Consider the following 22,172-nt stretch of genomic DNA (forward strand, 5'->3'; position numbering starts at 1 on the left):
ATGGCGCGCGAACTGGTGTACACCGGCTTCATGTCCCTCGACGGGGTGCTGGACTCACCGGGCGACGAGGCGGAGGGCCACCGAAGTGGCGGATGGGTCATGCAGACCGAGTTCGATCCGGAAGCGTTCGCACTCAAGGGTGAGGAACTCCAGGACACGACGGCGCTCATGTTCGGGCGGCGTAGTTACGAGGCGTTCGCTCCGTTCTGGCGCGACTCCGAGGATCACGCCGCGTACCAGGACCTGCCGAAGTACGTCGTGTCGACCACCCTCGCCGATGACGACCTGGTCGATGGCTGGGGCCCCACCAGCATCCTGCGATCCAGCGAGGACGTCGCCCGGCTGAAGCAGGGCGACGGCGGCGGCATCTTCATTCACGGCAGCGCCGAACTTGCCCGCAGGCTCTCGGACGCCGATCTCATCGACCGGTACAACCTGCTCGTGTTCCCGGTGCTGCTGGGCGCGGGCAAGAGTTTGTTCACCAGGGCAGACCGGGATAAGCGACAACTCCGCCTGCGCGAGTCCGCGAGTTACTCCAACGGCGTGACGAAGCTCATCTACGAGGTGCTGTACTGAGCCGGATCGAGCGCGATCGCACCGCCGGTGCCCGAGCGCAGTTCCTGGGCTGTCCGGCCGATGAGTCGGCGCAGCGCGCGCGCAAGGTGCGGTTCGTCGTAGTACGCCAACCTCGCCACGACGTCGGCCACGCACGCACCGCCGGTCAGCATCCCGGCGGCGGTGCGCACCCGGCCGATCTGCCTGACCGCACCGCGGGTCATGCCCGTCGCGGCGCGGAACCGGCGCTCCACCGTGCGCGGGCTCAGCGGGGGTCGATCCCCGCTGAGCACTTCGGTCACCACCGGGTCCTGCACTAGCGCACCGTGCCGGACCAGACGGTCCACGAAGAGTTCGACGTCGTCGGCCCCGGGTATCTGCCAGCCTCGCCCGTCCAGCCAGAAGGTCTTCGTGCTCACCTCGGGCAACGGGATGCTGCCGTCGACGAGGGTGGTCATGTCCGCCATCCGGAGCGAGGCACCCAACGCGAACTGCACACCGACGAAACTGGTGTCCGGAGGTACCGGTGCGGTGGCGGTACGACTCTCGGGCCCGACGACGGCCGCGCGCGGGGTCCCGTCCTCGTCCCAGAAAACCAGGCCCCACGTCTCACTGGCCACCGCCGTCATCGACGTGACCTGCTCGCTTCGACATGTCCACACCGTGGAGATCCACGGCGAGTCCGACGTCCGCGTTTCGAAGGACAGACCCATGTTTCCAGCGTACCGGCGGCGCGATCCGCGCAGAGCGAGCCCGGCCGCAGCCGTGATGAGCGTGTGACCAAAGGTGAGATACCGCACCGAAGGCCTGCGTCGTCGTCGATCCTGCTTGCACTCTCACCCCGAGAGTGCCAATAATGGCGTTAGCACTCTCGACCTGAGAGTGACAACTGTGGCCGGTAAGACGAGGTGCCGCGGGATGCGTGACGTGAACGCATGCCGGGCATCGTCCGTCGCGGGCGTCGAGCCGGCTTTCGTCCGCCAGCAGGAGGATTAAACCCGAATGGCAAAGATGATTGCTTTCGACGAGGAGGCTCGTCGCGGTATGGAGCGTGGACTGAACGTCCTCGCCGATACCGTGAAGGTCACCCTCGGCCCCAGGGGCCGCAACGTCGTTCTGGAGAAGAAGTGGGGCGCCCCCACGATCACCAACGACGGCGTGTCCATCGCCAAGGAGATCGAGCTCGACGAGCCGTACGAGAAGATCGGCGCCGAACTCGTCAAGGAGGTCGCCAAGAAGACCGATGACGTGGCCGGCGACGGCACCACCACCGCCACCGTGCTGGCCCAGGCGCTCGTGCGCGAGGGCCTGCGCAACGTGGCCGCCGGTGCCAACCCGATCGCGCTGAAGCGCGGCATCGAGAAGGCCGTGGAGGCCGTGACCGAGTCGCTGCTCAGCAACGCCACCGAGATCGAGACCAAGGAGCAGATCGCCGCCACTGCGGGGATCTCCGCCGGTGACCCGGCCATCGGTGAACTGATCGCCGAGGCCATGGACAAGGTCGGCAACGAGGGTGTCATCACCGTCGAGGAGTCCCAGGCCCTGGGCCTGGAGCTCGAGCTGACCGAAGGTATGCGCTTCGACAAGGGGTTCCTGTCCGCGTACTTCGTGACCGACCAGGAGCGCCAGGAGGCCGTCCTCGAGGACGCCTACGTGCTGCTGGTGGAGTCCAAGATCACCAACGTCAAGGACCTGCTGCCGCTGCTGGAGAAGGTCATCCAGTCCGGCAAGCCGCTGATCATCATCTCCGAGGACGTCGAGGGCGAAGCCCTGGCGACCCTGGTGGTGAACAAGATCCGTGGCACCTTCAAGTCCGTGGCCGTCAAGGCCCCCGGCTTCGGTGACCGCCGTAAGGCGATGCTGAACGACATGGCCATCCTCACCGGTGGTCAGGTCATCTCCGAGACCGTGGGTCTGTCCCTGGAGAACGCCACCCTGGACATGCTGGGCCAGGCCCGCAAGGTGGTAGTCACCAAGGACGAGACCACCATCGTCGAGGGTGCCGGCGAGGCCGACGCGATCGAGGGCCGGGTCAACCAGATCCGCGCCGAGATCGAGAACTCCGACTCCGACTACGACCGCGAGAAGCTCCAGGAGCGCCTGGCCAAGCTCGCCGGTGGTGTGGCCGTCATCCGTGCGGGTGCCGCCACGGAGGTGGAGCTCAAGGAGCGCAAGCACCGCATCGAGGACGCCGTGCGTAACGCCAAGGCTGCTGTGGAAGAGGGCATCGTCGCCGGTGGTGGCGTGGCCCTGATCCAGGCCGCCGCCCGGGCGTTCGAGGGCCTGACCCTCGAAGCGGACGAGGCGACCGGGGCGAACATCGTCAAGGTGGCCGTCGACGCGCCGCTGAAGCAGATCGCCGTGAACGCCGGCCTCGAGGGCGGCGTTGTGGTGGAGCGGGTGCGTGGGTTGGAGAACAACCACGGCCTGAACGCCGCCACCGGTGAGTACGAGGACCTGCTCGCTGCAGGCATCGCCGACCCGGTCAAGGTGACCCGCTCTGCACTGCAGAACGCCTCCTCGATCGCCGGTCTGTTCCTCACCACCGAGGCCATCGTGGCCGACAAGCCGGAGCCGCCCTCGGCCCCGGCCGGCGGTGGCGAGCCGGACATGGGCGGCATGGGCTTCTGATCGAGGAGATCAGATGCTCGGCTGACCAGCCGAAACACACACGGCCCCCGATCCCTCGCGGATCGGGGGCCGTTGTGGTCTCTGGGTGGTCGCCGGCCAGGATCGGGGCGGGAGTGGACCTGCGGACAGGGGTGCGGTGCTCTCAGGGCGTGGCTGTCAGGGTGGCCAGTTCGGCCCGCAGGTTCGCCCGGGCTGCCTCCTGCCACAACTCCCGGCCTCGCTCGGTGCGGTAGAGAGGGTCCAGTTCCAGCAGCTGGCGGACGACGGCGGTGCGCCCCTTGATGAAGTCGGCGTGCGGTACGTGGGCGTACTCCGCGCGCACGTCGAGGGTGTAGCGGCGGTAACCGGCTGCCTCGCGGGCGAGCATGGCCAGGTCGGCATCGCAGAGCAGGGCGCCGTGGTGGTCGCCCGGTAAGGGGGAGTGGGTGCGGGTGAGGAGCACCAGCCGGGCGACCTCCTCGATGCGTTCGCTCGGAAGGGCCTCGGGACCCAGCCGGTCGGGACCGAGTTCGGCGCGGGCCAGGTCGGCGCTGGCCTGCTCGTCCTCACCGGGGAGACCGTCGTAGACCGCGTCGTGGAACCAGGCGGCCAGCGCCACCGGCAGCGGGACCGGACCCGGGTCGCACAGCAGGTTCAGGGCCGCGAGCACATCACGTAGATGGCGCAGGTCGTGATAGCGCCGGTGCGGTTGCGCCCAGCGTTCGATCAGGTCCGCGCCCAGAACGTAGTCGGGCCTGTCCTGCCAGCGTCCCACCGTGCGACGCCAGGATGCGCCGAGCACGCGACGCAGCGTCTCGGGGCGGTCGCGCGCCGGGACACGCAGGCCGGAGGTTCGTAGCCGGCGGATCAATTCACGTCCGCTGACGGCGATCGCGCCCCGGGCCACCAGGTCGTCATAACGGTGGGCGGGCACGTCGTAGTGGTCCATGTCGAAGGCCTGCTCGGGAAGGCCGGCCCGGCCGGCGAAATCGTGCAGTTCCGCCAGCGACCGATCGGAGACCAGGTGAGCGAACACCGTGCCATGGGCCGGCCAGGTGGGCGGATCGATGAGGATGGCCACCCCTGCAGCCTAAGTCCGTGACGCAGGAGGAGGGAGTGCGTGGCAGAGGAGAAGTGACGATGGATGGTTTCTGGGGAGAGCACCTGCCGGGTCATGGTGATACCGGCGCGGCGGTCGCACCTCGGTCTGGCGGTCGCATCCGGGGCTGGCGTCCACACCCGGATCCGTCATCCACAGCCGCCGCACATGGGTCAGCGACGACGGACGGCGCAGGCATAGCGTGCCGGACATCACCGGGCGGTCATCCCGGACCCAAGAAGCAGGAGGCGCAGTCCATGTCCCGATTCGAAGTCGATACCGAGGAGGTCGCCCGTGCGGCCTCGGCCGCCGGTCGCTCGGCCACCGCGATCAACACCGAGGTCGCGAACATGTTCCGGATCCTCACCGCGCTGCAATCGGCCTGGCGGGGTAGTGCCTCCGCGGCGTTCGCGTCCCTCGCCCAGGAGTGGCGTGGCACCCAGCAACAGGTGGAAGCCAACCTCCAGCGGATCAGTGAGGCGCTGGCCTCGAGCGCTCAGCACTACAGCGATGTGGAGAGTTCCACGACTCACCTGTTTCGCAGGTGAGGGCGGGCAGTCGCGGAGTCGTGGTGCCGCCTCGGTCGTCCACCTTCGAGCCCGCCGCCCTGCTCGTCAGCGCACGGCCCCCGTCCGTCAGCGACTGCCGTCCCATCCGTCGCATCCGCCGCCGCCTCTGCGCGCCGGCCGGCTCGTCGTCCGCCCGTCCTCGCGTCCACCGCCGCACCTTTCGCCACACCAGCAGCCCCGTCTTTCCCACCCGCCGGTTTGGTCCCTCCGCCCGAACCTGGCAGGTTTGAGGCATGGAGACCGAGGAGATCCTTGACCTGCTGCGCCAAGCCGCGGATGAGGTGATCATCCCCCGCTTTCGTGCGCTCAGCGACGAGCAGGTGCAGGAGAAAAGCCCCGGCGACCTGGTGACCGTGGCCGACCGCGAGGCCGAGATCTTCCTCACCAAGAAACTGCAGGACGCTTACCCCGACGCCGCGGTGCTGGGGGAGGAAGCAACGTCGATCGACCCCCGGGTGTTGGAGCGCGCCAGCCAGGCGCCGCACGTCTTCACGATCGACCCGGTCGACGGCACCCGCAACTTCGTGGAGGGCTCACCCGATTACGCCGTCATGGTTGGCGAGGTGCGGAACGGGCAGACGGTGCGCTCCTGGATCTACCAGCCCCAGCACCAGCGTGCCTACGTCGCCGAGGCCGGCGCCGGCGCCTGGTGCAACGGGGCGCGGCTCAAGCCGCTGGACCCGCCAGCAGATCCAGGGAAACTGGTTGGGGCCACCTCCAACCGCGAGCTTCTGAAGCAGCCACCGCAGGACCTCGCGCCGTTGGAGGAGGCGTGGTGGTCGTGCGGGATCGACTATCCGCGCCTGGCCAGCGGCGAGGTGGACTACCTGGTGTACAAGAACGACTGGCCCTGGGATCACGTGCCCGGAGCGTTGTTGGTGGCGGAGGTCGGAGGCACCACTGCCCGGCTGGATGGCAGCGCCTACGACCTGGTCACGAGGAGGCCGTGGGTGTTGACCACCGCGAGTCGGCAGGTGATGGGACCGGTCGGAGCGGCGCTGGCTGCCGTAGTGGGATGAACGACGACGGCGCCCGGCCGGGCAGCGAGGACGCGCCGTCGCGGACACCGAACACCCAGGGCACCCGGCGCACCCGGCGCGCCTGGGTCCACCCAGCCCCTGGCCTCGCCGTGACCCACAGCCGCCTGGACCACACCGCCAGCGTGATCCTGACCCGCGAAGAGTCATCCGGTGCCGTCTCCGCCCTGGTGGTCGACCCGTGCTGGGCGCCGGAGGAGTTGGACGCACTCGCCGCGGACGTGCGCGCCTGGGGACTGGATGTGGTCGCCGGGTTCTCCACCCACGCCCACTACGACCATGTGCTGTGGCACCCGGAACTGGGCGATGTGCCGCGCTGGGCCTCGCCCGGGGCAGCCCGGCTGGCGCGCACCCACGCCGAGGACAACCGCGCCGGGCTGCGCGCAGCCGTGGCTGGTTGGACCACCGAGTTGCTCGACTTGGCCGGGGCGGTGCGTGCGTTCCCGACTGTGGATCACCTGCGGGACTGGGCCGAGGTCATCGTGCACGATGCGCACAGCACCGGCCACGCCGCGCTCTGGCTCTCCAAACCTCAGGTACTGATCGCTGGCGACATGCTCAGTGACATCGAGATCCCGATGTTCGCGGAGACCGGTGCCCAGGCCTATCTCGACGGTCTGCAGACGCTGCGCCCCTACGCCGATGCCGCGCAGGTGCTGATCCCCGGCCACGGCGCGATCACCGATCAGGGTGCACGCCGGTGGGCCGCCGATCAGCGTTACGTCGAGGACCTGCTCGCCGGCCGCGAGAGCGCCGACCCTCGCCTCGACACCGAGTCCAACCGCGGCCACCACGCCCACAATCTCGCTGCACTGGGCTGACCGTTGGCTCGCTGCGCCGGTCATGGGCGGGGGGACGGCGGTATCACCGGGGCGGCATCCGCAGTGCGCCGTCGAGCCGGATCACCTCACCGTTGAGCATCGGGTTGGCCACGATGTGCGCGACCAGGTCGGCGTACTCGTGCGGGTGCCCCAGCCGCGAGGGGTGCGGCACCAGTGCCTCGAGGCTCTCACGCACCTCATCGGCCATTCCGGCCATCATCGCGGTGTTGAACACCCCGGGCGCGATCGTCATGACGCGCACGCCGTGGCTGGCCAGGTCCCGCGCGGCCGGCAGCGTCATCCCGGCGACTCCGGCCTTGGAGGCGGCGTAGGCGAGTTGGCCGATCTGGCCGTCCTGCGCCGCGACCGAGGCGGTCATGACGATCACGCCGCGCTCGCCGTCGTTGCCGACCGGATCCAGTTCGGACATCACCGGCGCCGCAGCTGCGATCGCGTTCATCGTGCCGAGCAGATTGATCTGCACCACCCGGTGGGCGGTCTCCAGGTCCAGCGGCCCGCGCTTGCCGAGGATCCGCCCGGGCGTGGCCACCCCGGCGCAGCAGACCAGCACGCGCAACTCGCCCAGGTCCCCGGCCGCCTGTACGGCAGCGTGGACCTGCTCCGCGTCCCGCACATCGGTGGTCTGGGCCCGTGCCCGCCCGCCGGCGGCGGTCAGCTCCTCGGCCAGGTCGGCGGCCGGGGAGTCGGGCAGGTCGGCCAGCAGGACCGCGACGCCCCGCTCAACCAGCCGGCGTGCGGTCGCCGCCCCCAAGCCCGAGCCGCCCCCGGTGATCAGTGCGCTGGTGCCTTCTGCGAGATCCATGGGGCCAGGTTATCGGTGCGCCACGGCCGCACCCATGCGGATGAGCCGGCCTCTCAGCGGCCATTGCGCGGCGCGGAGTGCACGCGCGCGGAAAGGCGGCGGAGCGTAGGTGGCTCAGAGGTAGCGCGTGGGGTCGAAGGACTCCAACGGGATCACCCGCACCCGCGGCAGCGGCTCGGTGAAGGCCTTGATGTGGTCCTCCAGGTCGTACACCGTCACCCCGGGGATCTCGGCGAGCCGGGCGCTGATGAACTCCCGGAACCCCAGCACCGCCAGGCGCCGCCCGTCAGTAGCGAGCCGCTGCACCTGAGGTACGAAGTCGCCGTCGTGGCTGGCCAGCATCACATCGCCGATGCGCGGGCCCAGGGCCTCCAGGGTGCGCTGGATGCCGATGTCCACCACCGACTCGTCCGGGCTGCCGGACAGCGGGATCGGCTGGTAACCCATGGCCAGCAACGCCTGGATGAACGACATCGGCAACTGTCCCGACGTCGCGTTGAGGAAGAACAGCGCCGTCACCGGCTGGCTCCAGGTGCGCTGGGCGAATTCCGTGATCCGGTCCCACCTGGGCCGCTGATCGGGGTTGGGGCGGTGGCCCAGCACGCTCATCCCGAGCGTGGCGTCGATATTCTCCCCGTCCACCAGCAGGTAGGTGCGGCGGGTGTTGTCGGATTCACTCTGGACCATGGCTGAACCCTACTCGGGGCCGACGACGACGGGGGTCGCCGGGCGATCCGTCGCGCCCGGGCAGCGAAGGAGCCGCCCTGGATTAAGTCCAGAGCGGCTCCTGGCAGCCCGGCTACGGTGCGGTTCCCCGCTGCGTCACCGGCGCTCGCCGTCGTCCCGGCAGCCGCCGCGACTGGCCGGGCCCTCAGTGCTGTTGACCGGGGGCCTGACTCCCGTTCTGCTGGGTGGCGTTCGGGTCGGCAGCGTGCTTGCCGGAGTCGATCCGGCCCGAATCCGCGCCGGCACCGGCGTTCAGGGAACCGGAGCGCAGTGCCTCGAACCGGGCCTCGACCTCCAGTGCCTCGGTGGAGGTCTCCAACTCTGCGAACTGGGCATCCAGGCTGGAGGACTGCAGCTCCTGCTGGCCCATCACCTCTGCCTCCTGGCGGCGGACCTGCTCCTCGAACCTGCCCAGTTCGCTGGACGGGTCCATCACGTTCAACGACTGCACCGCGCTATGCACCTGCTGCTGAGCATCCGCCGACTTCTGCCGCGCCACCAGGTTGTCCCGGCGGGTGCGCAGGTCGACCAGTTTCTCCTTCATGATCGCCAGGCCACTCTTGAGCCGCTCGACCACGTCGTTCTGCGAGGCCAGCAACGGCTCGGCGGACTTGACCTCGTTCTCGAAGCCGATCTGCTTCTGCAGGGCCAGCCGGGCCAGGTTGTCGAACCGCTCGGCGGCGGCCTCGTCACCGTTGTTGCGGGCCTGGTTCGCCCGGTTCGCCGCGGCCTGGGCCTTGTCTCCCCACTCGCGCACCGCGGCGACGTCGGAGTTGTAGTCCTGTTCGGCGAAGCGCAGGTTGCCGATGGTCTGGGCGATGGCCTGCTCGGCCTCGGCGATGTTGTTGGTGTAGTCGCGGATCAACTGATCCAGCATCTTTTCCGGGTCCTCGGCGCGGTCCAGGAGGGAGTTGATGTTGGCTCGGGTCAGTTGGGCGATCCGTCCCAGAATGCTCTGCTTCTCGGCCACGGGTGGTCCTTTCCTTGCGGGTCTGAACTGCGGGTCTGAACTGCGGGTCTGAACTCTCGGTGTGCGGTCTTGGTCTGCGCTGCCGGTCTGGCTGTCAGTCCGGTCCGGGCTGAACTGTCAGTGTGCTCTGGTCGGGCTCGATCTGCGCGGGATTCCAGGGCGGACTCTAGAACCGGCCACCACCTCCCATGCGTCCGCCGCCGAAGCCGCCACCGCCCATGGAGCGGCCCCCGAAGCCTCCTCCGAACGTACTGCGGCCGCCGCCCCCGCGCGAGGAGCCACCGAATCCGCCGCCCGATCCCCAGCCGCCGCGGGAGCGCCCGCGCCCGCCGGTGAGTACCTGCCCCAGGATCCCGCCCAGGATCAGCGATCCGGCATCGATCCCACCGGAGCGCCCGTGCTGGCCCCAGGGGTTGTGGTCGCTGCTGGAGTAGTCGCGGCGCCACGTGGTCACCGCGGCCAGCGCCTGCTCATTGGCACGGTCGGCCAGCTCCAGCGCCCGCGTGGCCAGGCTCAGCGCCTGCTTGGGCTCACTGTCGGCCAGGGCGCGGGCCTCGTCGAGCAGCCGTTCGGCCTCGGCGGCGAGGGCGCGGGGCTGCGCGCCGATCGCCCCTCGGTTGGACTCGATGTAGATATCCGCCGAACGCAGCTTCTCCGAAGCCGCAGCGATCTGGCGCCGCAACGAGGTCTGCACCCGCTGGATCACCTCGGCGCTGTTGCGGTGCCCCTCCAGCGCGGCGTCCAGGGCTGCCTCCGCACTGGCGATCTGACGCAGCGCGGCGATCGGGTCCCCGCCGGAGCGCGCCGCCTCGGCCACCCGGATCGCCTCGGTGGCCCGGTCGCGCAGGGGCGCCACCGCGGAGTCGTTCGGAGCCAGGCGATCGGCGTCGGCCACGTCGGCGCTGATCGAGGCGATCGCCTCGGCCAGGTCTTCGTTCGCCGACTCCAGGTCCGCTCCGGCGTTACCCACCGAGTTCAATAGGTCGGCGGCCTGCCCCAGCGCGCCCTCAGCGGTGCGGGCGAAGGCCACGGCGTTCCCGCGGTCGTCGGCCTCGACGCGGGCTCGGCCCTCGGCCACCGAGGTTCGCGCCGCCTCGATCAGTTGCTCGGCCTGGTCCGGGGCCCGGGCGATGGTTGCCAGCGTGGCCGGCGGATACGTCACCTCCAGGGTGGTCAGCGCGGCCCGGGCCGCGGGGATGCGTGCCTCGATCTCCCCGGCCCGCTGGTGCAGTTCGGAGAGCACCTCGGGCACGTTCTGCTCCAGCCGGCGTAACTGCGCAAACGCCTCCGCCTGCTCCTCCAGCAGGTCCTCACCGCGCTCGCACAGGCCCAGGACGCGGATCAGCAAGGCGCGCTGCTCGGGGGCGGAGACGCCGTCGTCCTCTGCCTGCCGTTGCAGGGTGAAGGCTTCCTGCAGGGCGCTGCGGGCCTGCTCCAGCACCTCCCGGAAGCGCCCGGTCGATTCCAGCCCGAACTGGGCCTGGGCGAACCGCAACTCCTGCTCGGAGGTGCGCACGTCGTCGTCCAGGGCCACCAGGGCCGAGCCCACCCGGGTGCGCAGCTCCTCGGTGCTGACACCCTCGTAAGGGTCCGGCGGGGATGCCGGTCGGCCGGCACCCACGTGTCGGCTGCCGGCGGGGCCGGCGGAGCGGGCGGCGTTGCCGGTGGAGCGCCGGTACACCACGATCAGGGCGAGCGCCACGATCACGGCCAGACCCACCAGGAAGATCGTCAGGCCCCCGCCTCCGCCTCCGCCAGCATCGGCGCCACCACCCCCGGCGCCGCCGTCGGCGTAGGCCTGCGCCCCGGCCACCACCGCGCCGGACCAGTTGCCGGTGCCCAGTTCCGAGCGGATGCGCGTCTCGGCCCGGTCCATCGTGGCCGCGGACAGGCCCGAGGCGTCGGAGATGGAAACCCCGTAGGCCTCCTCCTGCACCGCCACCGCGAGCAGGAGGTCCCGGTCACCCAGGTTGGACAGGTTCGCGGTCTCATCCACCCAGTCGTCGTAATTGGTCCCGCCGAAGGTGTCCACGAACACCACGAACAGCAGGTACCCGGTCTCCTCGCGCAACTCGTCGACGGCGTCCTGGGCCTCGGCTCGCCCCGAGTCCAGCACCTGGTCGCTGGTCAGGTCGGTGAGTTGCTCATCCAGGGAGAGCGGGTCCTGCGCGTGTGCCGGCGCCAGGGTCGGTCCGGCCACGCTGAACCAGGCAGCCAGCAGCACACCGGCGAAGAGGGCGCGTGCGATACGCGAGAGGCGGGCCACAGTTCCCGATCCTTCCTGGTGGCGCGCGGGGATGCAATGTGGTTGTCCCGCATCTGCCGCCCAACCGCCTCGAAACCGGGCCCATCGGCCATCCACGGCAGGTCCCTCCTACCATCGATTGCCCGCTCCGGCATCCGCTGGGGTAAGTTGCGCTCGTGACTGAGACGACTCAACCCCGCATCCACGTGATCCAGAACGCCGACGACGTCGGCCTGGACCTGCTGGCGCCCGGCCTGGAAGCCGCGCAGTTGGAGGTGGTGCACCCCTATCGCGGTGACCCGCTGCCCGCAGTGGAGGACGTGCACGCACTGATCGTGCTGGGCGGGGCGGCCAACGCCTACGACGACGAGGCCAAGCCCTACCTGCCGCACCTTCGCGACCTGCTGTCCGCCGCCGTCGACCGGGACGTGCCCACGCTCGCGGTCTGCCTGGGCGCCCAGCTCCTCGCCGTGGCCCGTGGCGGTCAGGTGCACGTCACGGCACCGGCAGGCGCGGAGATCGGAGTGATCGAGGTGCGTCTGCGTCCCGACGCCGAGCGCGATGTGGTGCTCGGCCCGCTGGTGGCAGCCAAGGGCACCACCGTGCAGGTGCCGTCGCTGCACATGGACGCGATCACCGAGTTGCCCGAGGGTGCCTGCTGGCTGGCTGCTTCTCGGCAGTACCCCTTCCAGGCGTTCCGGATCGGTTCGGCCCTGGGCGCGCAGTTCCACCCGGAGGTGTCCGGGACCATGCTCGCCTCCTGGATCCGCCGGCACGGCCTGGAGGACGCCGAGCGCATCGCCGATGAGGTCCAGGCGCAATGGGATGCCTCGGCCCAGGAGATCACCGAGGTCGCCGACCTGCTCTCGCGCGCCTTTGCCGCGCAGGTCCGCGAGCAGGTGGGCGCGCAGGTGCGCAAGCAGGTCGGCGCGCTCGAGCCGCTCGGGACCTAAGACCTCCGGCACGAAGGAACTCAACTGAGGGTGAGGAAGAGTTTCTCCAGTTCCTCGATCGTCAGTCCGTCCTCCACCTCGGCGGCCTCACCGGGTTCGGTGAGGCAGAACTGCATCGCGCTGGAGACGATGGCGAATCCGGCCCGGTCCAGTGCGGTGGAGACCGCGGACAGTTGGGTCACGACATTCCGGCAGGACCCGCCGTCCTCGACGGCGTTGATCACCGCGTCGAGCTGTCCGCGGGCGCGCTTGAGGCGGTTGAGGATCCGGCGTTGGGTTTCTGGGTCTGCATTTCTCATCGGGGTTCCGCTCTCTATTCGACGGTACGGTACCGGTGTGTGCGGGTGGGGAGTGCACACGCTGCGGACAGCATACCGCGATACCCCATAGGGTATACAGCGAAGTGGAGTGCACAGCTCAGGGCTGAGGCCCAGAGCGGTGGGGCGCGTGTGGCTGGCGATCAGCAACCCGCCGGCGTCGCCGACGGTTCCGCGGGTCCGGGCTCGAGCGCCCGGCTCAGCACCGCGAGCGTGTCGGGTTCGACGGCGTAGAAAGCCCACCGGCCGCGCTGGGTGCGACTCACCAGGCCGGCTTCGACCAGTTGCCGCATGTGGTGCGAGACCGTCGGCTGGGACAGCCCGACCGGCTCGGTGAGGTCGCACACGCACGCCTCCCTGCCCGGCTGGGCGGCGATCATGGAGAGCAGGCGAACCCGGGTCGGGTCGCTCAAGGCCTTGAACATCCGTGCCAGTCGGTGGGCGGACTCCTCCGCCAGGACGCCGCCGGTGACGGGCGGGCAGCAGGCGGCCAGGTCCTCGGAGGTCGTGGGCGCAGAGGTCGTCATGGAGCAATTCTCCCAGACGCATTGACAGTTGTCGATCAATCGATAAGTATCGATGCGTCAGGTACCTGCGACCCGGGACGGGACCATGAGTGAGAACACCGAACTGCGTGAGCAGGTCCGGCGCCGCTACGCACGCGCCGCCGGCCAGGTCGGCGCCGGCATACCGAACAGCGACCTGCTCGACGACGGCCGGCCGGACTCCGGGTCGTGTTGCGGCGAACCGAAGCAACGACCGATCTTCGGTGCCGCCCTCTATGACCCCGTCGCATCGGCGGACCTGCCCGTGCAGGCGCTCGAGGCGAGCCTGGGTTGCGGCAACCCCACCGCGGTCGCGGATCTGCGCGAGGGGGAACGAGTGCTGGATCTGGGCTCGGGGGGTGGCATCGACGTGCTGCTCTCGGCCCGCCGTGTCGGTCCCAGCGGGTTCGCTTACGGGGTGGACATGACCGAGGAGATGCTCGACCTGGCGCGGGCGAACGCCGCCGAGGCCGGAGCCGCGAACGTGGAGTTCCTGCACGGCACCATCGAGGAGGTGCCGTTGCCGGCCGGCGCAGTCGATGTGGTGATCTCCAACTGCGTCGTCAACCTCTCCACCGACAAGCAGGCCGTGATTGCCGAGATGTTCCGTGTGCTCGCCGCCGGAGGGCGGATCGGGATCTCCGACGTCGTTGCCGAGGATCACCTCTCGCCGCAGCAGCGGGCGGAGCGCGGCTCCCACACCGGCTGCATCGCCGGGGCGCTGTCCAGGGCCGAGTACCTCGATGGCCTGCAGCAAGCGGGCTTCGTCGACGCCCAGGTGGAGTTCACCCACGAGGTAGCCCCCGGCATGCACGCCGCGATCATCAGGGCGAGCAAACCGACCCGGGGCCGGGTGCGCCCGGAGCAAGTGCGGGCCTGACCGAGCCCGGCCCGGGTGGCACCCGCCCGGAGCAAGTGCGCGTCTGACCCAGCCCAGCCCGACGACACCGACCCGAGCCGCCTGAGGCTCGCGCTCAGAACAGCCCGACGGTGTTCCCGTCCTCGTCGATGTCGATGTGCGCCGCCGCCGGGTCCGAACCAAGGCCCGGCATGGTGCGCATCTGCCCGGCGATGGCGTAGATGAACCCCGCACCCACCGAGGCGCGCACCTCCCGTACCGGCAGCGTCCACCCGGTCGGTGCCCCGCGCAGCGTGGGGTCGGAGGACAGCGACAGGTGGGTCTTGGCGATGCAGATCGGCAGGTTGGACCACCCGTACCCCTGGTAGGCCTCCAGGGCGCGTGCCGCGGCCGGGGCATACTCGACGCCGTCGGCGCCGTAGACCTTGGTGGCGATCGCGGCGATCTTGTCCCGAAGCCGCATCTCCTCCGGGTACAGGAAGGAGAAGTCGCTGGGCTCCTGCGCCGCCTCGGCCACTGCCTCGGCGAGTTCGGCCGCGCCGGCGCCGCCGTGGGTGAAGTGCTCCGAGACGGCGCACCGCACGCCCAGTTCGGCCGCGATCTGCCCGATCGCCTCGTGCTCGGAGGGGTAGTCGGAGCCGAAGGCGTTGATCGCCACCACCGGGGTGGTCCCATGCAGGCGGATGTTCTCGACCTGGCGGCGCAGGTTGTCCGCACCGGCGTAGACGTCGTCGGGATTCTCCGCGAGCATCTGCTCCGGCAGTGCCCGCCCGGCCACCACCTTGTGCCGCCCGGAGTGCAGTTTCATCGCCCGCACCGTCGTGACCACCACACCCACGTCGGGTACCAGCCCGGAGACGCGGCTCTTGATGTTGAAGAACCGTTCGGCGCCCATATCCGCACCGAACCCCGCCTCGGTGATGAGGAAGTCCCCGGTGCGGATGCCGATCAGGTCCGCCACCACCGAGGAGTTGCCGGTGGCGATGTTGCCGAACGGGCCGGTGTGCACCAGCGCGGGGGTGCCTTCCAGGGTCTGCAACAGATTCGGTTTCAGCGCCTCCCGGAGCAGCACGGTCATCGCGCCGGCGCCGCGGAGCTGCTCAGCGGTGACCGGTTCCTTCGTCTGGCGGGTGTAGCCGATCACGATGCGGCCCAGCCGCTCGCGCAGGTCGCGCAGTGACGTGGCCATCGCCAGGGTGGCCATCACCTCCGAGGCAGCGGTGATGTCGAACCCGCTCTGGCGCAGCACGCCGTCGAGTCGCGGGCCCAGGCCGATCACGATGGTGCGGAGCGACCTGTCGTTGATGTCCATCACCCGTGGCCAGGTGATGGCATCGGGGTCGATGTCCAGTTCGTTGCCGTGGAACAGGTGGTTGTCCACCATCGCGGCGAGCTGGTTGTGCGCCGCGGTGACGGCGTGCATGTCCCCGGTCAGGTGCAGGTTCAACCGCTCCATCGGCACCACCTGGCTGTACCCGCCGCCGGCACCGCCGCCCTTGATGCCCAGGGTCGGGCCCATCGAGGGCTGGCGCACCGCGATCGTGGCCCGCCGCCCGGTCAGGTTCAGCCCCTGCCCCAGGCCCACTGCCGTCGTCGTCTTGCCCTCACCCAGGGGAGTGGGCGTGATGGCGCTGACCACGACGTACTTGGCCTTGGGCCGGTCGGCCAGCGCGGTGATCGCATCCAGGTCGACCTTGGCCACGTCACGGCCGTAGAGCTCGAGCAGGTCGGGATCGAGGCCCATCCGCTCGGCGATCTCGGGGATGGGCCGTAGGGACGCGCCCTGGGCGATCTGCAGGCTGCTGGGCGGGGTGGTCAGGGTCATCCGTTCTCCTTCGAATCGATCGCGCCGGTACGCGTGAGTCCCGGGCCGGAGCCGATCGGTCCGGTGGCCTGCGCCCAGGGGTGGCGGGCCCGGCACCCCAATCCTCGCCCGCATCGAGGCCGATTGCGGCGGATTCCGACAGGGGATTGCGCATTCCGATACCCTAGGGGGTATACTCGACGCAGGCATCAACCACCCAACCCCCTGAGGAGAGCCCAATGGCCACCATCGACCTGACCGCGTCCACCTTCGGATCCACCATTGCCGACAACGACATCGTGCTCGTGGACTTCTGGGCCGCCTGGTGCGGTCCGTGCCGCAGTTTCGCTCCGATCTACGACAAGGCCGCGACCCAGCACCCCGACGTGGTCTTCGGAAAGGTCGACACCGAGGCCGAGCAGGCGCTGGCCGCCGCGGCCAACATCACCTCGATCCCCACACTGATGGCCTTCCGCGACGGGATCGGTGTGTTCTCCCAGCCCGGGGCGCTGCCCGCCAAGGCGCTGGAGCAGGTCATCAAGGCCGTCAAGGACCTGGACATGGACGAGGTCCGCGCCCAGATGGCCGACCAGCAGGCGAGCGCCTGAACACCCACGCAACCACATCGCGCTACCCGACCAGAGAGGTCCTACCATGAACTACGGAATCAGCATCACCCTCCCCGACGACTTCGACGCCGCGATGCCCAAGGTGATCGAGGCGCTGGCCGAGCAGGGCTTCGGCGTTCTCACCGAGATCGATATGGCCACCACCCTGAAGAAGAAGCTCGACGTGCAGATCGCCCCGCACGTGATCCTGGGCGCCTGCAACCCGCCGCTGGCCTACCGTGCGGTGCAGGCCGAGGAGTCCATCGGGCTGTTGCTGCCCTGCAACGTGGTGGTGCGCTCCGGCGATGGCGGCACCGTCGTGGAAGCCCTCGATCCCCAGGTGATGGTCGGCGTGACCGGCAACGAGGAACTCACGGGCGTCGCCGATGAGGCCTCCACCCGCCTGCGCGCGGCGCTGCAGTCCCTGCAGGCGCAGTAGGAGATGGGCCGACGACGACGATCCCCCCGTCGTCGTCGTCGGCCCTTCCCCCGTGCTTGTGCGGGCGCGGCCGGACCAACCCGATGCCTGGCCAGGCGATGTTGGTGAAGTGAAGCGGGCAAGCCTCAGGTCGGGGCTGCGGCGCGGGAGTGTGGCCAACCGGAGCGCGGGAACGGCGCGTCAACCAGGACCTGGCGATGCCTTCGATCCCGAGCGCACCGGAGGGGACGAGGCCGTCCAAGGGCTCGGCCTGATCCCGGCGGAACCGCCCCCGTGAGACGGTTCCGGCCGGGTTGGGAGGCTCGCCTTCATGGGTCTGCCGCCGCGCGTTTGGGCGGAGAGCGGTAGGCTCACGCCGGACGCAATCTAGCGTCCCACGGCCAACAGGAGGCAGCGATGAAGGTGGCCCTGCACTCGGAACTCGCGGTCGACAGCATCGAGGACTACCGCGAGGACCACGAGCGCATTCCCGAGGAATTGCGCGCGGTGTTCGACGTAGCGGGAATCGCGGAGTGGACGATCTGGCGTTCAGGGAACCGCTTGTTCCACCTGATCGAATGTGATGACTTCGATGAGGCCATGCGCGTGGTGAACGCGGCCCCGGCCAACGCCCGCTGGCAGCGGCATATCGGCCGGTTCGTCACCGGGTTTCTCGATGCAGATGGTCGCGATGGCCTCGCACCGTTGGAGGAGATCTGGGACCTTCAACACCAGCGGAACGAGGAGCGCTCCCGTTGACGAGGTCGTGGCTATTGGATCAGGCGAGGTAACCGCGTAGCCGCGTATAGGCGTTCTCGATGTGGCGGCGCATCGTCTCTTCAGCCGCGTCGGGATCAGCGGAGTTCAGTGCCTCGACGACCTCAGCATGTTCCTGCACCGCACGGTAACCATCGAGCGCGGCGAAGTGCACGCGTAGCATCCGGTTGTGCGCGTGGGTCTGCGCTATCGCTTTGCGGGCATGTTTGTTGCCGGCGAGTTCCATGACGAGGTCGTGCAGGCGCTGATCGTGTTCACGAACCGCACGTTTGGACGGGTAGTCGTCGGCCAGGCGCACGCTTCGGATCGAATCGAGTTCCTCACGCAGTCGGACCCTTCCGGTGCCCCCGAGACGCAGCGCGGCATGGCGGGCGGCATAGGGTTCGACGAGCAGGCGGAACTCCCACAGGTCATCGAACTCGGCCGAACTGATCATCTCCGATGCGAAGTACCCGCGCAGGCGCTCCTTGTAGACCAGTCCCTGGGTCTCCAGGCGCGCGAGGGCCTCGCGCACCGGTGTGGAGGACACACCGAGATCAAGCGCGATCTTATCGATGACCATGCGGGAGCCGGGGTCGACGTCGTTCTGCATCACCATGCGCAACAGGTTCTGGTACACCTGCTCGGTGACACCCACGGATGAGGCCATGGGACCCTCGGGCACGGCTGGCGACGATGTTCCGCTCACTACCCTGCCTTCCTGGTCGCAACCCGTCCTTTAGTGTCTGTCCGGCTGTCTCGGGGCGGAGCGCCGCCTGGAGCCTAAGCGTGACCCGGCCTCATCCCGCATGGGGAGGGACCGTCTGACGATACTCAGGACAAAGCCTCGCGTGCTACCAGCCCCTCGGACGCCAGTTCCTCCCAGAGGTCCGCCGGGACTTGGGTCTGATAACGCTGGAGGGCTTGCTCGAACTGCTCCACCTTCGAGGTCCCCACGACCACGGACGCCACCTGGGGCTTCAGCAGCACGAAGGCCACGGCAACCTCAGGAAGGGTGAGCCCGTGCCTTTCGCAGACATCGGCGATCCGGTTGGCCCGCGCGACCAGTTCAGCAGGTGCCGGCTCGTAGTTGTAATGCGTATCCGCCTTCGGACGGGGCCGGGCGAGCAGTCCGGAATTGTAGACGCCGGCGATCACCACGCTTGCCCCGGTTTCCTCTGCGGCTGGGAAGACGTCGGCCAAGGCGCCCTGCTCAAGCAAGGTGTAGCGACCCGCCAGCATCACCAGGTCGGCGTCGCCTTCGCGGATGAACCGGGCGACCATCGCCGACTGGTTCATCCCTGCCCCGAAACTGCTGATCACCCCCTGGGCGCGCAACTCCTGCAGGGCGGGGCCGGCGCCGTTGATGGCCTCTTCCCAGTGGTCGTCGGGGTCGTGGATGTAGGCGATGTCGATGCGGTCCAAGCCGAGCCGCTCCAGGCTCTCCTCGATCGATCGCCGCACCCCGGACCCGGAGAAGTCCCAGACGCGTTTGGTGCTCTTAGGCACCGCGTAGAACTGTTCGTCCATCCCGGTACCGCCGGGGTTCGGTCGGATGAGCCGCCCAACCTTCGTCGACAGCACGTACTCATCGCGCGGGTACTGCGCCAGCGCTCTGCCGAGCCGGCGCTCGGACAGGCCCATGCCGTAATGGGGAGCCGTGTCGAAGAGCCGGACGCCGGCCTCCCACGCGGCGTCGACGATCCGCTCTACCTCGCCCTCGGGCATCTCGCGATAGAGGTTGCCGAACTGTGCCCCGCCCACCCCTAGTTCGGTCAGGGACAGACCGCTCCGGGTGGTGCGGCGGCCGATCTGAAGGTTGTCCGTTCGCATGGCTGCCTTCCTTGCTGGTGAATGGGTTAGTGAGAGTGTCTGGGCGGTTGTGCGCCGCTGCGTCCGATGAGGAAGTCGAGATCGGCGCCTTCGTGGGCCTGGCCCACGTGCTGTCGATACAGCCGGACCCAGCCCCGAGGTTCCAGGGGCTGGACCTGGGGCAGGGTGCGGGCCCGCTCGGCGAGCTCGTCCGGATCGACGAGGAGGTCCAACCGGCGTCGCCGCACGCTCAGAGCGATGCGATCGCCGGTGCGTACGAGTGCCAGCGGCCCGCCGACGGCTGATTCGGGGGACACGTGCAGGATGCAGGTGCCGTAGCCGGTGCCACTCATCCGGGCATCGGAGATCCGGACTATGTCGGTGACGCCGGCCTTGAGGAGGGCGGCGGGTAGCGGGACGTTGCCGATCTCTGGAAAGCCGGGATAGCCCACCGGTCCACCGCCGCGGACCACGATCACGTCAGTGGGGTCTAGGGCGAAGTCGGGGTCATTAACCACGCGGGTGTAGTCCTCGGCGGTGTCGAACACGTGCGCGATGCCCTCATGCTCCAGCAGTTCCGGGCTCGCCGCCGACACCTTCAGGACCGCACCCTCAGGCGCGAGCGTGCCGCGCACTACCACCGTGCCGCTACCGGCCGGCTGTACAGGGTCGGTAAGGTCGGCGATGACCCGTTGGCCATTGGGTGTCAGGTGGGTTTCGGCGCCGGCGACAGCAGTCTCGAGACTCACCCCGTCTACGGTGAGCGCCTCCGGACTGAGCAGCGGCAACAGTTCACGCAGGAGCGCGGGCAGGCCTCCGGCGTAGGCGAACTCCTCCATCAGGAAGCGGCCTGAGGGCATCAGGTCCACCAACAGGGGGACCTGTGCCCCGAGACGATCGAAGTCCTCGAGGCTGAGCGGGACTTCGGCCCGCCCAGCCAGCGCCAACAGGTGCACGATCGCGTTCGTCGAACCGCCCAAGGCGGCATTGACGCGGATCGCATTCTCGAACGCCGCGCGCGTCAGGATCCGGGAGGGCCGCAGATCCTCCGCCACGACCTCCACGATGCGCCGCCCGGCGGCTTGGGACAGGGCGTACCGGCGGCTGTCCGGAGCGGGCAGCGCGGCCGAGCCCGAGAGTTGCATACCCAGCGCCTCCACCAAGCAGGCCATCGTGGATGCGGTGCCCATGGTGTTGCAGTGGCCCCGGCTACGAGACATGCAGGCTTCGGCGACGGTGAGGTCCTCGTCTGTGAGTTGACCCGCACGGTGCCGTTCGGTCAACTGCCAGACCGCCGTCCCGGAACCGATGCGTTCACCCCGATAGATCCCGTTGAGCATCGGACCGCCGGTGAGCATTATCGTCGGTAGGTCCACCGAGATGGCGCCCATGAGCATGCCGGGCGTGGTCTTGTCACACCCGGAGAGCAGCACCACCCCGTCCAATGGGTTGGCGCGGATGAGTTCCTCCAACTCCATCGCCAGCAGGTTGCGGTAGAGCATCGTCGTGGGGCGCATCAATGGCTCGCCCAGGCTCATCGCGGGAAAGATCAGGGGGAGGGCACCCTGCTCCCACACACCTCGCGCCACCGACTCGGCGACCTCGTTGAGGTGGGCATTGCACGGAGTTAGTTGGGACCACGTGGTGGCGATGCCGATCACCGGGCGCCCGTCCATCACGTCATCGGGGAACCCCTGATTGCGCATCCAGGAGCGGTGGATGAATCCGTTGCGTCCGGATCCGGCGAACCAGTCCGCGCTGCGCATCGTCCGGGCACCGCCGGGGTTAGGTGCGGGTGCAGAAGAGGTCATCGGGAGCGATCTACTACAGTGCCAATCGATGGATACCAGCGCCGGGCGGTACCCGACCAGACCTGTTCGCGCTCGTCCTCACTCAGTGGCGCGAGCAGGTTTTCGGCGAGTTCGACCGCGCGGCGATATCCGCCACCGAGGATGCACACGGGCCAGTCGCTTCCGAACATCACCCTGTCGGGTCCGAAGGACTCCAGGACGGTTTCGGCGTAGGGACGCAGCCGCTGCGCCGTCATCGGCTCATCGTCGAAGGCGAGATAGCCGGACAGTTTGCACGCGACGTTGGGATGACGAGCAAGGTCGCGGATGGCGGCTGCCCAGAAGTCGAAGTCCGCACGGGCCATCGTGGGTTTGGACAGGTGATCCAACACGATCCGGGCCTCCGGGCTCGCTGCGGCCAGGCGGGTCGCCGCAGGCAGAATCCGGACATCGGTAAGCAGGTCCAGGCTCAGGTCGCGTTCGGCCAGGGCGCTCGCGGTCGCACGCACCGGATCGCCGGCGATCCAGTCCGGATCGGCCACGTACTCGCCCGCCACGCGGATCCCGATCAGGTGATCACCGCCGGGCCCCTGTCTCAAGTCATCGAGAAGATCACCGGGCGGCCGTGATCCGTCGACGTCGATCCACCCGACTACGCCGGCCAGCCTGTCCTGGCTCGGTGCCAGGGCAAGGATCTCCGGCGTCTCCTCGGGCTGGGCCACAGTCTGTACGAAGATCCCGAAGTCGATCGCGCTCTCGCGAGCTGCCTCGTTCCAGTCATCGAAATCATAGGGCCCACCGATGACTTCTCTGGTCGCGTCATTCATCCACTCCTGGGGGCGAACGGTCTCATCC

General features: G+C 69.1%; 23 protein-coding genes. 10 read left to right on the top strand and 13 right to left on the bottom strand.

The annotated features are described in order from the left end of the window. The gene (locus ACO0LU_RS01820; protein ID WP_424789718.1) at positions 1 to 576 is read left to right on the top strand and encodes a dihydrofolate reductase family protein; all 576 of its coding nucleotides are present in this window, start codon (positions 1 to 3) and stop codon (positions 574 to 576) included. On the opposite strand, the gene ACO0LU_RS01825 is transcribed toward ACO0LU_RS01820, so the two are convergent. Further along, complete coding sequence (locus ACO0LU_RS01825) at positions 558 to 1,217, bottom strand: helix-turn-helix domain-containing protein (RefSeq protein WP_424789719.1); 660 nt, start codon at positions 1,215 to 1,217, stop codon at positions 558 to 560. The two genes, ACO0LU_RS01820 and ACO0LU_RS01825, sit on opposite strands and share 19 nt — an antisense overlap. Positions 1,218 to 1,557: 340 nt before the next feature. On the opposite strand from ACO0LU_RS01825, the gene groL reads away from it, so the two are divergent. Next, positions 1,558 to 3,186 (top strand): chaperonin GroEL, encoded by a 1,629-nt coding sequence (gene groL / locus ACO0LU_RS01830; protein ID WP_424789038.1) that lies wholly within the window; start codon positions 1,558 to 1,560, stop codon positions 3,184 to 3,186. Between the two features lie 142 nt (positions 3,187 to 3,328). Here groL and ACO0LU_RS01835 read toward each other — a convergent pair whose 3' ends face one another. After that, positions 3,329 to 4,246, bottom strand: coding sequence for a DUF4031 domain-containing protein (locus ACO0LU_RS01835; protein WP_424789720.1), 918 nt, complete (start codon positions 4,244 to 4,246; stop codon positions 3,329 to 3,331). A 275-nt stretch (positions 4,247 to 4,521) separates the two neighbouring features. Here ACO0LU_RS01835 and ACO0LU_RS01840 point away from each other — a divergent pair, with 275 nt between their 5' ends. The 3 genes from ACO0LU_RS01840 (at position 4,522) to ACO0LU_RS01850 (ending at position 6,691) form a co-directional block, all read left to right on the top strand. Then, entirely contained in the window at positions 4,522 to 4,812 is a 291-nt protein-coding gene (locus ACO0LU_RS01840) for a WXG100 family type VII secretion target (protein WP_424789043.1), read from the top strand. A gap of 254 nt (positions 4,813 to 5,066) precedes the next feature. Further along, positions 5,067 to 5,852, top strand: a complete 786-nt coding sequence (locus tag ACO0LU_RS01845) for an inositol monophosphatase family protein (RefSeq protein WP_424789721.1) — start codon at positions 5,067 to 5,069, stop codon at positions 5,850 to 5,852. Next, positions 5,849 to 6,691 (top strand): MBL fold metallo-hydrolase, encoded by an 843-nt coding sequence (locus ACO0LU_RS01850; protein WP_424789722.1) that lies wholly within the window; start codon positions 5,849 to 5,851, stop codon positions 6,689 to 6,691. Before ACO0LU_RS01845 ends, ACO0LU_RS01850 begins: the two co-directional genes overlap by 4 nt. Positions 6,692 to 6,734: 43 nt before the next feature. Here the strand turns inward: ACO0LU_RS01850 and ACO0LU_RS01855 are convergent, their stop codons facing one another. From ACO0LU_RS01855 to ACO0LU_RS01870, 4 genes are all read right to left on the bottom strand, one after another. Next, positions 6,735 to 7,514, bottom strand: coding sequence for an SDR family NAD(P)-dependent oxidoreductase (locus ACO0LU_RS01855; RefSeq protein ID WP_424789723.1), 780 nt, complete (start codon positions 7,512 to 7,514; stop codon positions 6,735 to 6,737). A 114-nt stretch (positions 7,515 to 7,628) separates the two neighbouring features. Beyond that, positions 7,629 to 8,201, bottom strand: a complete 573-nt coding sequence (locus ACO0LU_RS01860) for an NYN domain-containing protein (protein WP_424789724.1) — start codon at positions 8,199 to 8,201, stop codon at positions 7,629 to 7,631. Positions 8,202 to 8,385: 184 nt separating this feature from the next. Beyond that, positions 8,386 to 9,210 (bottom strand): PspA/IM30 family protein, encoded by an 825-nt coding sequence (locus tag ACO0LU_RS01865; protein ID WP_424789725.1) that lies wholly within the window; start codon positions 9,208 to 9,210, stop codon positions 8,386 to 8,388. A gap of 166 nt (positions 9,211 to 9,376) precedes the next feature. Then, positions 9,377 to 11,476, bottom strand: a complete 2,100-nt coding sequence (locus tag ACO0LU_RS01870; RefSeq protein ID WP_424789726.1) for a TPM domain-containing protein — start codon at positions 11,474 to 11,476, stop codon at positions 9,377 to 9,379. 155 nt (positions 11,477 to 11,631) lie between these two features. On the opposite strand from ACO0LU_RS01870, the gene ACO0LU_RS01875 reads away from it, so the two are divergent. Next, positions 11,632 to 12,408 (top strand): type 1 glutamine amidotransferase, encoded by a 777-nt coding sequence (locus ACO0LU_RS01875; protein ID WP_424789727.1) that lies wholly within the window; start codon positions 11,632 to 11,634, stop codon positions 12,406 to 12,408. 20 nt (positions 12,409 to 12,428) lie between these two features. Here the strand turns inward: ACO0LU_RS01875 and ACO0LU_RS01880 are convergent, their stop codons facing one another. Together ACO0LU_RS01880 and ACO0LU_RS01885 are read right to left on the bottom strand one after the other, a co-directional pair. Further along, positions 12,429 to 12,707, bottom strand: coding sequence for a metal-sensitive transcriptional regulator (locus ACO0LU_RS01880; RefSeq protein ID WP_424789728.1), 279 nt, complete (start codon positions 12,705 to 12,707; stop codon positions 12,429 to 12,431). Between the two features lie 161 nt (positions 12,708 to 12,868). Further along, the gene (locus tag ACO0LU_RS01885) at positions 12,869 to 13,252 is read right to left on the bottom strand and encodes an ArsR/SmtB family transcription factor (RefSeq protein ID WP_424789729.1); all 384 of its coding nucleotides are present in this window, start codon (positions 13,250 to 13,252) and stop codon (positions 12,869 to 12,871) included. An 85-nt stretch (positions 13,253 to 13,337) separates the two neighbouring features. Here ACO0LU_RS01885 and arsM point away from each other — a divergent pair, with 85 nt between their 5' ends. Continuing rightward, positions 13,338 to 14,150: an arsenite methyltransferase gene (arsM, locus tag ACO0LU_RS01890; RefSeq protein ID WP_424789730.1), complete on the top strand. Its 813-nt coding sequence runs from the start codon at positions 13,338 to 13,340 to the stop codon at positions 14,148 to 14,150. A gap of 94 nt (positions 14,151 to 14,244) precedes the next feature. Here arsM and ACO0LU_RS01895 read toward each other — a convergent pair whose 3' ends face one another. Next, positions 14,245 to 15,954: a formate--tetrahydrofolate ligase gene (locus ACO0LU_RS01895; RefSeq protein ID WP_424789731.1), complete on the bottom strand. Its 1,710-nt coding sequence runs from the start codon at positions 15,952 to 15,954 to the stop codon at positions 14,245 to 14,247. A gap of 218 nt (positions 15,955 to 16,172) precedes the next feature. Here ACO0LU_RS01895 and trxA point away from each other — a divergent pair, with 218 nt between their 5' ends. The 3 genes from trxA (at position 16,173) to ACO0LU_RS01910 (ending at position 17,718) form a co-directional block, all read left to right on the top strand. Beyond that, entirely contained in the window at positions 16,173 to 16,541 is a 369-nt protein-coding gene (gene trxA, locus ACO0LU_RS01900) for a thioredoxin (RefSeq protein ID WP_424789732.1), read from the top strand. A 46-nt stretch (positions 16,542 to 16,587) separates the two neighbouring features. Beyond that, a complete protein-coding gene (locus ACO0LU_RS01905) occupies positions 16,588 to 16,980 on the top strand; it encodes a DUF302 domain-containing protein (RefSeq protein ID WP_424789733.1) in 393 nt (130 codons plus the stop codon). A gap of 396 nt (positions 16,981 to 17,376) precedes the next feature. Beyond that, positions 17,377 to 17,718, top strand: a complete 342-nt coding sequence (locus tag ACO0LU_RS01910) for an L-rhamnose mutarotase (protein WP_424789734.1) — start codon at positions 17,377 to 17,379, stop codon at positions 17,716 to 17,718. A 19-nt stretch (positions 17,719 to 17,737) separates the two neighbouring features. On the opposite strand, the gene ACO0LU_RS01915 is transcribed toward ACO0LU_RS01910, so the two are convergent. From ACO0LU_RS01915 to ACO0LU_RS01930, 4 genes are all read right to left on the bottom strand, one after another. Next, positions 17,738 to 18,385, bottom strand: a complete 648-nt coding sequence (locus ACO0LU_RS01915) for a GntR family transcriptional regulator (RefSeq protein WP_424789735.1) — start codon at positions 18,383 to 18,385, stop codon at positions 17,738 to 17,740. Between the two features lie 164 nt (positions 18,386 to 18,549). After that, entirely contained in the window at positions 18,550 to 19,548 is a 999-nt protein-coding gene (locus ACO0LU_RS01920; RefSeq protein WP_424789736.1) for an aldo/keto reductase, read from the bottom strand. A 26-nt stretch (positions 19,549 to 19,574) separates the two neighbouring features. Then, positions 19,575 to 21,338, bottom strand: a complete 1,764-nt coding sequence (locus ACO0LU_RS01925) for an IlvD/Edd family dehydratase (RefSeq protein ID WP_424789737.1) — start codon at positions 21,336 to 21,338, stop codon at positions 19,575 to 19,577. After that, entirely contained in the window at positions 21,335 to 22,144 is an 810-nt protein-coding gene (locus ACO0LU_RS01930; RefSeq protein WP_424789738.1) for an amidohydrolase family protein, read from the bottom strand. The genes ACO0LU_RS01925 and ACO0LU_RS01930 overlap by 4 nt, the downstream gene beginning before the upstream one ends. Positions 22,145 to 22,172 lie beyond the last annotated feature (28 nt).

This window comes from Pseudactinotalea sp. Z1748 (genome assembly GCF_049725185.1).
Lineage (GTDB): Bacteria > Actinomycetota > Actinomycetes > Actinomycetales > Beutenbergiaceae > CALKWS01.

Excerpts from the sequence above, each read along its gene's own strand:
- ACO0LU_RS01820 (WP_424789718.1), top strand. The coding sequence starts at position 1 with ATGGCGCGCGAACTGGTGTACACCGGCTTCATGTCCCTCGACGGGGTG.
- groL (WP_424789038.1), top strand. The coding sequence starts at position 1,558 with ATGGCAAAGATGATTGCTTTCGACGAGGAGGCTCGTCGCGGTATGGAG.
- ACO0LU_RS01840 (WP_424789043.1), top strand. The coding sequence starts at position 4,522 with ATGTCCCGATTCGAAGTCGATACCGAGGAGGTCGCCCGTGCGGCCTCG.
- ACO0LU_RS01845 (WP_424789721.1), top strand. The coding sequence starts at position 5,067 with ATGGAGACCGAGGAGATCCTTGACCTGCTGCGCCAAGCCGCGGATGAG.
- ACO0LU_RS01850 (WP_424789722.1), top strand. The coding sequence starts at position 5,849 with ATGAACGACGACGGCGCCCGGCCGGGCAGCGAGGACGCGCCGTCGCGG.
- ACO0LU_RS01855 (WP_424789723.1), bottom strand. The coding sequence starts at position 7,514 with ATGGATCTCGCAGAAGGCACCAGCGCACTGATCACCGGGGGCGGCTCG.
- ACO0LU_RS01860 (WP_424789724.1), bottom strand. The coding sequence starts at position 8,201 with ATGGTCCAGAGTGAATCCGACAACACCCGCCGCACCTACCTGCTGGTG.
- ACO0LU_RS01880 (WP_424789728.1), bottom strand. The coding sequence starts at position 12,707 with ATGAGAAATGCAGACCCAGAAACCCAACGCCGGATCCTCAACCGCCTC.
- ACO0LU_RS01885 (WP_424789729.1), bottom strand. The coding sequence starts at position 13,252 with ATGACGACCTCTGCGCCCACGACCTCCGAGGACCTGGCCGCCTGCTGC.
- arsM (WP_424789730.1), top strand. The coding sequence starts at position 13,338 with ATGAGTGAGAACACCGAACTGCGTGAGCAGGTCCGGCGCCGCTACGCA.
- ACO0LU_RS01895 (WP_424789731.1), bottom strand. The coding sequence starts at position 15,954 with ATGACCCTGACCACCCCGCCCAGCAGCCTGCAGATCGCCCAGGGCGCG.
- trxA (WP_424789732.1), top strand. The coding sequence starts at position 16,173 with ATGGCCACCATCGACCTGACCGCGTCCACCTTCGGATCCACCATTGCC.
- ACO0LU_RS01905 (WP_424789733.1), top strand. The coding sequence starts at position 16,588 with ATGAACTACGGAATCAGCATCACCCTCCCCGACGACTTCGACGCCGCG.
- ACO0LU_RS01910 (WP_424789734.1), top strand. The coding sequence starts at position 17,377 with ATGAAGGTGGCCCTGCACTCGGAACTCGCGGTCGACAGCATCGAGGAC.
- ACO0LU_RS01915 (WP_424789735.1), bottom strand. The coding sequence starts at position 18,385 with ATGGCCTCATCCGTGGGTGTCACCGAGCAGGTGTACCAGAACCTGTTG.
- ACO0LU_RS01920 (WP_424789736.1), bottom strand. The coding sequence starts at position 19,548 with ATGCGAACGGACAACCTTCAGATCGGCCGCCGCACCACCCGGAGCGGT.
- ACO0LU_RS01925 (WP_424789737.1), bottom strand. The coding sequence starts at position 21,338 with ATGACCTCTTCTGCACCCGCACCTAACCCCGGCGGTGCCCGGACGATG.
- ACO0LU_RS01930 (WP_424789738.1), bottom strand. The coding sequence starts at position 22,144 with ATGAATGACGCGACCAGAGAAGTCATCGGTGGGCCCTATGATTTCGAT.